We start from the raw sequence: 9,907 nt of genomic DNA on the forward strand, positions 1-9,907 counted from the left end.
TAAATAATAATAATTACTATTAAAAAGGCAGTACCTAGATCACGAAAAACTTCCAACGTTATTTGCCATTCACCATCCCATTTTACTGTAAAATCAGTTTCATCTGAAGGTTGTTCTAGATACAACTCGTTCATTTTATAGCCTTTTGGCAACTCAATTTTTTGTAATTTTTCTTTCATTCCTAAAATTGCATAAACCGGACTTTCCAATCCTCCGGCCATATCAGCCAAAACATAAACCACACGTTTTTGGTCTTTTCTATAAATGGTTTTTTCTAGGGTACCAGTTTTTACTTTTACCAAATCACTTACAGGAACAACATTTCCATTTTTTCCTTTAATTTTTATGTTTTGGATATCTTGTAGGCTTGTTTTATCAGAATCCTTTAATCCTAAAACAATATTTACCTGGTCATAAGAAGCTTCATCATAAATATAAGAAATTGGATACTCGCTTAATAAATAGGTCAAATTTCCTACTATTTGTTGAGGAGCGATTCCATTTAACATTGCTTTTTCTTTGTCAACCACCAATCTGTATTCAGTTTGAGCGTCTTCAACCATCCAATCTGTATCCACAACATCAGTTGTGTTTTCTAGAATATGTTTTACTTGAGCAGCAACTTTAATTTGCTCATCATAATCCGGTCCATAAACTTCTGCAACCAATGTAGATAAAACTGGAGGTCCTGGTGGAACTTCAACTAATTTCACATTAGCACCATATTTTTTAGCTATTTTTTGAATTTCTGGACGTACTTTTTTAGCGATATCATGACTTTGTAAATCTCTATCTTCTTTCAATAATAAATTCACCTGAATATCAGCCATATTACTTCCGCCTCTAACATCGTAGTGACGTACTAGACCGTTAAATGTAATAGGAGCTGAGGTTCCGATATAGTTTTGATAATTAACTACTTCTGGTGTTGTTGAAATATATTGAGCTATTTCTTTAGTAACAGCGGCAGTCCTTTCTAAAGTAGTTCCTTCTGGCATATCAATTACAACCTGAAACTCGTTTTTATTATCAAAAGGCAACATTTTAACGGCAACCGATTTAGTAAAGAACATTAAAACAGATCCAAGTAATAAAACAACTGTAATAGCCAACATTACAAAACGTTTTGTTTTACTATCTAAAAATGGTTGTTCTATTTTTTTATAGATTTTATAAATCATTCCGGTTTCTAAACCTTCCTCTTCTTTATGTTCTCGAGTATCCTTTTCTTGCAATAAATGATACCCTAAATAAGGAGTTACAGTCAATGCAACAAATAATGAAAGTATCATTGCAATAGAAGCTCCAATTGGCATCGGACTCATATATGGACCCATCATACCAGAAACAAATGCCATTGGTAAAATTGCCGCAATTACCGTGAATGTTGCTAATATTGTTGGGTTTCCAACTTCATTAATTGCATAAATGGCAGCTTGTTTAAATGGCAATCGCTTCATTTTAAAATGCCTGTGCATATTTTCAGCAATAATAATACTGTCATCCACCACAATACCCACTACAAACACAAGTGCAAAAAGTGTAATTCTATTTAACGTATAGCCCAATAAATAATAACTAAATAAAGTTAAAGCAAAGGTTAACGGAACTGAGAAAAACACAACCAATCCACCACGCCAGCCCATTGCTAGCATTACTAAAATGGTAACGGCTAAAATGGCAACGCCTAAATGCAGCAATAATTCACCAACTTTGTGCGATGCAGTTTCTCCGTAGTTTCTTGTAACTGAGACATGAACATCATTAGGAATTAAATTTTGTTTTAAAAGTTCAACATGCTCCAGAATTTTTTCTGCTATTTTCATAGCATCGGCTCCTTTTACTTTTGCTATAGAAAGTGTTACCGCAGCATATTCGCTTGGATTTCCTTCAAATTGATCATTTGCTTTTCCATAACCAAAAGAAACATAACTTTTTGGTGTTTCTGGTCCATCAATAATAGTAGCAACTTGTTTTAAATAAACAGGCATATTTTGATTTACACCAACCACTAAATTTTCAACATCATCTTTAGAAGTTAAAAACTTACCAGTAGTTACTAAAAATTCTTCATCTCCATTAACAAAACTACCAGATTGAGAACTGCTATTATTAACCTGTATCATTTGCATAATACCCAAAGCATCAATACCATTTTCAGATAATTTATCCTTATCTAGAACAACTTTTAGTTCACGATTTCTACCTCCAATAACTTTGGTAATAGAAACATCTTTTACTTTTTCAATTTCAGAAGTTACTTCTTCAGCAATTTGACGAATTTGAAAATCGTCGTAATTTTCACTCCAAAAAGTAAGTCCTAACATTGGAACATCGTCAATAGAACGTGTTTTTACCAAAGGTTCCGTAACCCCAGGTGGAAACATACCTTTATGGCGCATTAATTCATCGTATAATTTTACATACGAGCGCTCCGTATCTTCACCAACATAAAACTGCACAATCATCATAGATTGACCGTTCATTGCAATACTATGTACGTGTTGCACTCCTTTTATGTTAGAAATTATTTTTTCCAAAGGCTTAACAACCCTACTTTCTACTTCTGTTGGACTCGCTCCTGGATATCCAACCAAAACGTCGGCCATTGGAACAATAATTTGAGGTTCTTCTTCTCTTGGAATTAAAAAAGAACTATAAATACCAATCGCCATCAAAGCCACCATTAACAAAATTGTTAATTTAGAATTGATAAAAACATTGGCAATTTTACCTGATATACCTTCTTGCATAATTTTATATTTTTGGGCGTTTCTCTTTGGATCGGGCTATTCGTTTCAATCTTTTTTCTTAAAAAAGGATTTTCACTGCTAACCCTAACGCGAATATTAATTTATTGAATAGCTACTTTTGCTCCGTTATATAATTTACCTTCAACAGAAACAATAAATTGTTCGTCAGCTGATAAACCAGATAAAACCTCTACTTGATCACCATAGTTTTTACCAATTCTTAACCATCTTAAAATGGCAGTATTTCCATTTCCAATTGTATAAATACCAGTTAACTGACCTTGCTCTATTAAAGCACTTTTTGGAATTATAATTATACTGGAAGTTTCATTTTTGTCAATAGGAAATTGAACTGAAGTAAACATTCCCGAAAGTAATTTTTCATCCGTTTTATCAAGAATAACTTTAACCAAATATTGTCCACCAGTATTTTTGGCCGAAGAACTAACCTCAGTAACTTTACCAGTTAATAATTGATTTGAAGATTTTACAATTACGTTTACTTTAGAATCAATTTTAATTTTGGTAATCTCAGATTCTGGAACCATTGCTATTACTTGAAATTCACCTGGAGTTTCCATACTAATTAAAGGCATTCCTGGATTTGCCATATCACCTTTATTAACGAATTTTCCAGTAATAACACCATTAAATGGCGCTGTAATATTTGAGTAAGATAATTGAGCGTTTACTTGATTTTTCATTTGATTGGCAGCTTCTAAACGGGCTCTAGCCATTTCGTAATTTGCTGTCATATCATCCATTTCTTTTTGTGATGCACTATTACTTTCAAACAATGCTTTAAATCTGTTATAGTCTTTCTCAGCATTAGTAAAGGCAGCAGTGGCTTCTGCAATTGAAGCAGTAACCTGTGCTTTTTGAGCATTTATATCGGCACTATTGATACTTAATAAAAGTTGACCACTTGTAACTTTTTGACCTACTTTTACATATACATTATTTACATAACCCATCATTCTAGTGCTTAGGTTTGCATTTTGTACCGTTTCAATATTCCCACTAGCAGTAATAAATGTTCCGTTTTCAGACGATGGTGTGCTTACTTTTACAGCAACCGTTTCTCTATTGTCTGCTAATTTCGCTTTGTCTTTTCCACAACTTGTTACTAATGTTAAGGTAAGTATTGCTATTATTTTAAATATATTTTTCATTATTGTATTATTTTAAATGTGCTATTTTTTATAGTTAGATTATTTTGTTAAGAAATTTACATATGCTTTTGTAAAATTGTAATTAAAAACTGTTTGTAAATATTCTAATTGTTTTTGTAAGTATTTAGCTTCAGAAATTAATACATCGGATGTTTTCTCTAATCCTTGCTCGTATCGGTTAGTTCTAATTCTTAACGCTTCTTTAGATTGTTCAACAGCTAAATTTGTTAAATTCATACTGTTTTCAGCATCTTTTAACTGGCGTTTTGCTTTATTAAATTCTAACTGGCTTTTATTTTTATATTGATTTAAAGTTATTTCAGCTTTATCTAATTCCGCTTTACTTTTTTGAGTTTTCCCAATACGTTTATATCCTTCAAAAACGTTCCAAGATAATTGTGCACCCACTAAATAGCCGTTTGCACTTCCATTAAAGATTTTATCATCATACAGTTCATAACTTCCAAAAGCATTTAAACTTGGTAAATATGACATTTTATTAGCTTTATGCATATTTGTATAAGCTTCTGTACTTTTTTCTAAAGCTTCAATATCTGCTCTGTTTTCTGAAAGTTTTTGGTTGTAAACATCTAAGTTTAATTCAGCAACTAAATCTGTTGATGGTTTTACTGTTGCTTCGTTAGTTTCACCAACTAAAAACTTTAGATAATCTGAAGCATTTTTAATAGTACTTTTTGCAGTTAGTAATTGATTTTCTACTTCAGTAACATGAACTTCTACTGAAAGAATATCTGCCTTTTGTAAATAGCCTTGTTTTAAACTATTTTCTGCAATTTTTTTATTTTCTAATGCAGCTTCTTTAGCTTTTTCTAATACTTCAACAGCTTTGTATGCAACTTGTAATTGCATATACGCTTTTGTAACTTCTAACTTTATAGCATCAATAGTTCTGGTTGTTTGTAGTTCAAAAGCATTCATTTTAGCTTTTGCAGCTTTACGCATAAAAATACCATCTGCGTTAAAAATTGGTTGTTGCACTTCAATTTTAGTTGTGAAGTTTTGAATTTCATCAGGATTATTTAAAAGCGTAGGATTAAAATCGGCTTGTGTTAAAATTTCCTGATTTAATTTTGAACCAAATGCCATTAAAGGGTTGTTGGTTGAAATACCCGAATGTGAGATTGAAATATTAGGTAATAAAATTGAATTTGTTTGATTGTAATCTGCTTTAGCCACATTAAAATCTTGTTCTGAAATTTTAACAGTGTGGTTATTACTTTCAACTTTTTCTAACATTTCATTCAAAGAAATTGAAATTTCTTGTTGTGCACTACCTATTAAAATATTAAAAAGTATTAATGAAATGAATAAAATATATGAGACTCGCATAGTTATTTGCTTTTTTAGTTTAGTGCAAAGGTAATTGAGGTGCAAAGTGTAAGTGGTGATAAACATTACAGAGTTTTGTAACATTTATTACCTAAATTCTAAAAACCAAATTTAATTAATGTTGTAGAATTTTTTAATTGTTGAATTGTTGAAACCAAACTGTCATTCCTCTGTATACAGGAATCTATACCAAACCTTAATAAAAAACCAAACCAATGGTAATCAATATTAACAACCTCCGGACTCCTGTCTGCGCAGGAATGACAACACACTAATAATTATTAACTTCTAAGACTTTTTTAAACGAGGAAGCTTAATTGTTACTTCATTTCCTGAAATTAAAGTAGCTAATAGTTTTGTTTGAGGAAATTGCTGAAATATAATTTTTAAAAACACCGTAATTGGTATTGACATTATTAATCCAGGAACTCCCCAAATATAACCCCAAAGCATTAACATCACTAAAATTGTAATAATATTTATAGAAAAGGAACGACCCATAAATATTGGTTCTAAAATTCCTCCAAAAATTACTTGTACCAATGTTATAGTGAGAATGAAAAATAATAAAACACTTGTTGGGTCTAATTCTACAAAGGCAAAAAGTGACAATAAAACTACTGAAACTACAGATCCAATCATTTGAATAAAATTTATAAGGAAGGCAAATAATCCCCAAAAAATAGGAAAACTTACATCAAAAAAGTAACAAGCCAATCCAAAACCAAGACCGGTTAAGGCACTTACTAAAAATTTAACTTTTACAAATTTTATTAAATCTTTTTCAATTTTCATAAAGGTTTTTACAGATGCAAATTTTTGTTTTAAAATAGTATTATTTAAAAACTTTTGAAAGTTGATAGATTCTGCTAACCATAAAATAACAAAAAAAGCAGTCATTAATGTCATAGAAACTGTGTTTCCTAAAAAATCGAAGGTTGAACCAAAGTGCTTTGAAATAGAATCACTAGTGATAAAATGATTTATTATGTTACCTTCATCAAAATAGTTAATTCCTAAAAAGTCTTCAAAAGATTGTGCTAAAACATTAATTTTTGCAATTGCTTTTTCAAAAAACAAACTATCTGTAGCTAAAATTTCTCTACTTGTTATTTTTATAAGCTCTCCTCCTATTTTAAAAATCCCAACAAATATTAATAATACTATAAAAATACTTATAAAATTGTGGATTTTTCGTTTTGCCAGCCATCGCATTAAAGGTAAAAACAACAATGCAATAAACATTGAAAAAATTAATGGTATAAAAATGAAAGACATTGTTTTTAAAATGTAAAATACTACTGGAATTACCAATATTAGCAGTAAAATATTTGTTGTTTTTAGATCTTTCATAATTCATTCAAAAATAGTGACAAAAATGTCGTAAATAATTGAAGATTTTGTTAAATAATATTTAATTATTTTTTTCGAACCTTCAGATTAAGAGCTTCAACTCCTAATGAAAACGCAATTGCAAAATACAAATAACCTTTTGGTATCGCTCCAACTGGTTTGTTAAAAACTTCTAAATGCGATAAGTGTGCTCCTTCTGTAATTAACATAAATCCAATTAAAATTAAAAAAGAAAGCGCCAACATTTGAATAGTAGGATGTTTATTTACAAAATTACCAACTGGTGCTGCAAAAATCATCATAATTATTATTGAAATAATAACTGCAGTAATCATAATTATTAAGGCACCTGGAACCCCGTTTGTCATACCAACAGCCGTTAAAACAGAATCGAAAGAGAATACAATATCAATCATTACAATTTGGAAAATCACACTTCCAAAAGAGTTTTTTACTACACTTTTTATCGATATTTTTTCATCTTCATCGCCTGAACCTTCTACTTTGTGGTGAATTTCTTTAGTACTTTTGTACAATAAAAAGATCCCTCCTAAAAGTAAAATTACACTTTGCCCAGTAATTCCACCTTTAACCCATGATAGGTCAAAAGTAAAGAAAGCTGATTTCATAGATATTAAATATGAAACACCAAATAACAAAATAATTCTAAATACTAATGCCAATAAAAGTCCTAATCTAGTTGCCTTTTTAATTTTATCTTTTGGTAATTTACCTGCTGTTATAGAAATAAAAATAATATTATCTATACCTAAAATAATTTCTAAAAAAGTTAATGTTAACAATGCAATCCACGCATCTACGTGTAAAAATATTTCCATAATTTAGTCTGCTATTTTAAAAATTTCACCTTTTTGAACAAAATTTGAATACCCAATTACAGCCTCAAACTCGTATGAATTTTTTTCAATATTTGTTATTTTAACGTGAATAGGATCTTCATCAATTGCTGTTTTAGGGTGTAACATTTTCAGCGTATAATCAAAATTGTTTTTCCAAGAAATTAATAAGGTATCTATTCTGTCTTCATATTTTTCAATTTGAATAGAATCTTGTCTAATAATAATTGTTTTTTCATATCCTTTTCCTGCAGGAATCTCAAAAGTTCCGGTTTTAAAACGATCTGCTTTTAAAGGCTCAGTATTACAACTTATTGTAACTATTAAAAATAATAAAAGTGCAATTTTTTTCATTTGGTATATTTTAAATTCCAGTATAATTACTAGGAGTAATAGCTTTTAATTCTGTCTTAATTTCTTTAGAAACATCTAAACTATCAATAAAATTAGCCATAGATTTTTGCGTAATTTTCTCGTTTGTTCTTGTTAAACCTTTTAAAGCCTCATAAGGATTTGGATACGCTTCTCTTCTCAAAATTGTTTGAATAGCTTCCGCTACAACCGCCCAATGATTTTCTAAATCTTCAGCAAATTTTTCTTTATTAATTAATAACTTCTTCAATCCTTTTAACGTTGAAGTAAACCCAATAATTGTGTGCGCAAATGGAACACCTACATTTCTTAAAACAGTTGAGTCTGTTAAGTCACGTTGTAAACGAGAAATTGGTAATTTGGCGGATAAATGTTCAAAAATTGCATTCGCCATTCCTAAGTTTCCTTCAGAATTTTCAAAATCTATCGGATTTACTTTATGAGGCATTGCAGAAGAACCAACTTCGCCCTTTTTAATTTTTTGTTTGAAATAATCCATAGAAATATACGTCCAAATATCTCTATTAAAATCAATCAATATTGTGTTTATACGCTTTTGAGCATCAAAAATACCAGCTAAATGATCGTAATGTTCTATTTGAGTTGTTGGAAAAGAATGGTGTAAACCCAATACTTTTTCCACAAAATGAGTCCCAAATGCTTTCCAATCTATGTTTGGATACGCCACTTTATGTGCGTTAAAATTCCCAGTTGCACCTCCAAATTTTGCAGCATACGGAATATTTTGCAATTGATTGACTTGCTGTTCTATACGTTCAATAAAAACAAAGATTTCTTTTCCTAAACGTGTTGGAGAAGCCGGTTGTCCGTGCGTACGAGCTAACATTGGTACATCAGCCCAAGAAACAGCTAGCTGTCTTAATTTTTCTATAAGTGTTGCTAATTCTGGATAATAAACAATATCAAACGCATCGTTAATTGATAACGGAGTTGCCGTATTATTTATGTCTTGTGAAGTCAATCCAAAATGAATAAACTCTTTATATTGTTGAAGATTTAAAACATCAAATTTTTCTTTTATAAAGTATTCCACTGCTTTTACATCGTGGTTTGTAATACTTTCAATGTCTTTAATTTTTTGAGCATCTTCCGACGTAAAATCAATATAAATGCTTCGTAATTCGTCAAAAAGTTCAGTATTAAAAGTTTCTAATTGAGGCAAAGGAATTTCGCACAAAGCAATAAAATACTCAATTTCTACTTTAACCCTGTATTTTATTAGTGCTTCTTCCGAAAAAAAAGGTGCTAAATTTGCTACTTTACTTCTGTATCTTCCATCAATTGGAGATATTGCGTTTAAACTTGTTAATGCCATCTTTTAGTTTTGTGTTGAAAAATGCAAAATTAATGAAATAAAGCCAAAATTTGTAATTTTATTGCTTGTTTATCAAGTCTAAAGTCATCTTTCCTCTTGCTTTATATGCTGCACTTTCTTTGGTAATGTTTTGTTGTAGTATTAACTTTAGTTCCTGATGTACCCAATCGTAATTTTTACCCAATAAAAATAATGCGTTCATACTGTAAGCTTTTGTAGCAACCTTATGGTTACTTAGCATCCAATCAAAGCCCGTTTCTATAATTTTATCAATATGCGTTTTGGTTAAAAAATTTTTAAACAAAATATCCTTTTTTGAATTGTATGCAATTGCAATAAAATTACAAATTTTTGAAGCAGGACGCACCGCACTATCGTGTTTTAAATTGCCAATATTCTCTGTAAAATAATCTAAATGTGGACCAATGAAAGACAGATTTTTTTCACAAACTATTTCTAAAATCCAAGCTGCTTTTATGGATATTTTAGAATCTGAAGCAAACATAATTTCAACTAAATACGTAATTAGCTCCGTATTTTCAAGCACCAAAAATGCAACACGTTCTCTATTTATACGTTTTGCATTTTCAATATTTGTTAATTGTTTTATTAATAAATTTTTTGACAACAGATATTTTTTTAACTATGAATTATGATTATTTTTAAAATTAAACTATAAATATAATAACAACTAATATACATGAGATCGCCGCA

The 9,907-nt window shown here is 30.0% G+C and carries 8 protein-coding genes; all 8 read right to left on the reverse strand.

Annotated features, from left to right (window positions below; all coding sequences use genetic code 11):
• The coding region (locus AB1Z17_RS09585; protein WP_368051582.1) for an efflux RND transporter permease subunit at positions 1-2,753 on the reverse strand (2,753 nt) is incomplete at its 3' end.
• A gap of 101 nt (positions 2,754-2,854) precedes the next feature.
• Positions 2,855-3,925: an efflux RND transporter periplasmic adaptor subunit gene (locus AB1Z17_RS09590; protein ID WP_368051583.1), complete on the reverse strand. Its 1,071-nt coding sequence runs from the start codon at positions 3,923-3,925 to the stop codon at positions 2,855-2,857.
• A 39-nt stretch (positions 3,926-3,964) separates the two neighbouring features.
• Positions 3,965-5,275 (reverse strand): TolC family protein, encoded by a 1,311-nt coding sequence (locus AB1Z17_RS09595; protein WP_368051584.1) that lies wholly within the window; start codon positions 5,273-5,275, stop codon positions 3,965-3,967.
• A gap of 288 nt (positions 5,276-5,563) precedes the next feature.
• Positions 5,564-6,628 carry an AI-2E family transporter gene (locus AB1Z17_RS09600; RefSeq protein ID WP_368051585.1) on the reverse strand — a complete coding sequence of 355 codons (1,065 nt, stop codon included), beginning with the start codon at positions 6,626-6,628 and terminating at the stop codon, positions 5,564-5,566.
• A gap of 65 nt (positions 6,629-6,693) precedes the next feature.
• Positions 6,694-7,467, reverse strand: coding sequence for a TerC family protein (locus AB1Z17_RS09605; RefSeq protein WP_368051586.1), 774 nt, complete (start codon positions 7,465-7,467; stop codon positions 6,694-6,696).
• Positions 7,468-7,470: 3 nt separating this feature from the next.
• A complete protein-coding gene (locus AB1Z17_RS09610; RefSeq protein ID WP_368051587.1) occupies positions 7,471-7,839 on the reverse strand; it encodes a hypothetical protein in 369 nt (122 codons plus the stop codon).
• A 10-nt stretch (positions 7,840-7,849) separates the two neighbouring features.
• Positions 7,850-9,193: an adenylosuccinate lyase gene (gene purB, locus AB1Z17_RS09615; RefSeq protein ID WP_368051588.1), complete on the reverse strand. Its 1,344-nt coding sequence runs from the start codon at positions 9,191-9,193 to the stop codon at positions 7,850-7,852.
• A gap of 58 nt (positions 9,194-9,251) precedes the next feature.
• A complete protein-coding gene (locus AB1Z17_RS09620) occupies positions 9,252-9,821 on the reverse strand; it encodes an adenylosuccinate lyase (protein ID WP_368051589.1) in 570 nt (189 codons plus the stop codon).
• Positions 9,822-9,907: the final 86 nt, after the last annotated feature.

The sequence above is a fragment of the Lutibacter sp. genome (genome assembly GCF_040883305.1).
Classification (GTDB): domain Bacteria; phylum Bacteroidota; class Bacteroidia; order Flavobacteriales; family Flavobacteriaceae; genus Lutibacter.

Excerpts from the sequence above, each read along its gene's own strand:
- purB (WP_368051588.1), bottom strand. The coding sequence starts at position 9,193 with ATGGCATTAACAAGTTTAAACGCAATATCTCCAATTGATGGAAGATAC.
- AB1Z17_RS09590 (WP_368051583.1), bottom strand. The coding sequence starts at position 3,925 with ATGAAAAATATATTTAAAATAATAGCAATACTTACCTTAACATTAGTA.
- AB1Z17_RS09605 (WP_368051586.1), bottom strand. The coding sequence starts at position 7,467 with ATGGAAATATTTTTACACGTAGATGCGTGGATTGCATTGTTAACATTA.
- AB1Z17_RS09610 (WP_368051587.1), bottom strand. The coding sequence starts at position 7,839 with ATGAAAAAAATTGCACTTTTATTATTTTTAATAGTTACAATAAGTTGT.
- AB1Z17_RS09595 (WP_368051584.1), bottom strand. The coding sequence starts at position 5,275 with ATGCGAGTCTCATATATTTTATTCATTTCATTAATACTTTTTAATATT.
- AB1Z17_RS09600 (WP_368051585.1), bottom strand. The coding sequence starts at position 6,628 with ATGAAAGATCTAAAAACAACAAATATTTTACTGCTAATATTGGTAATT.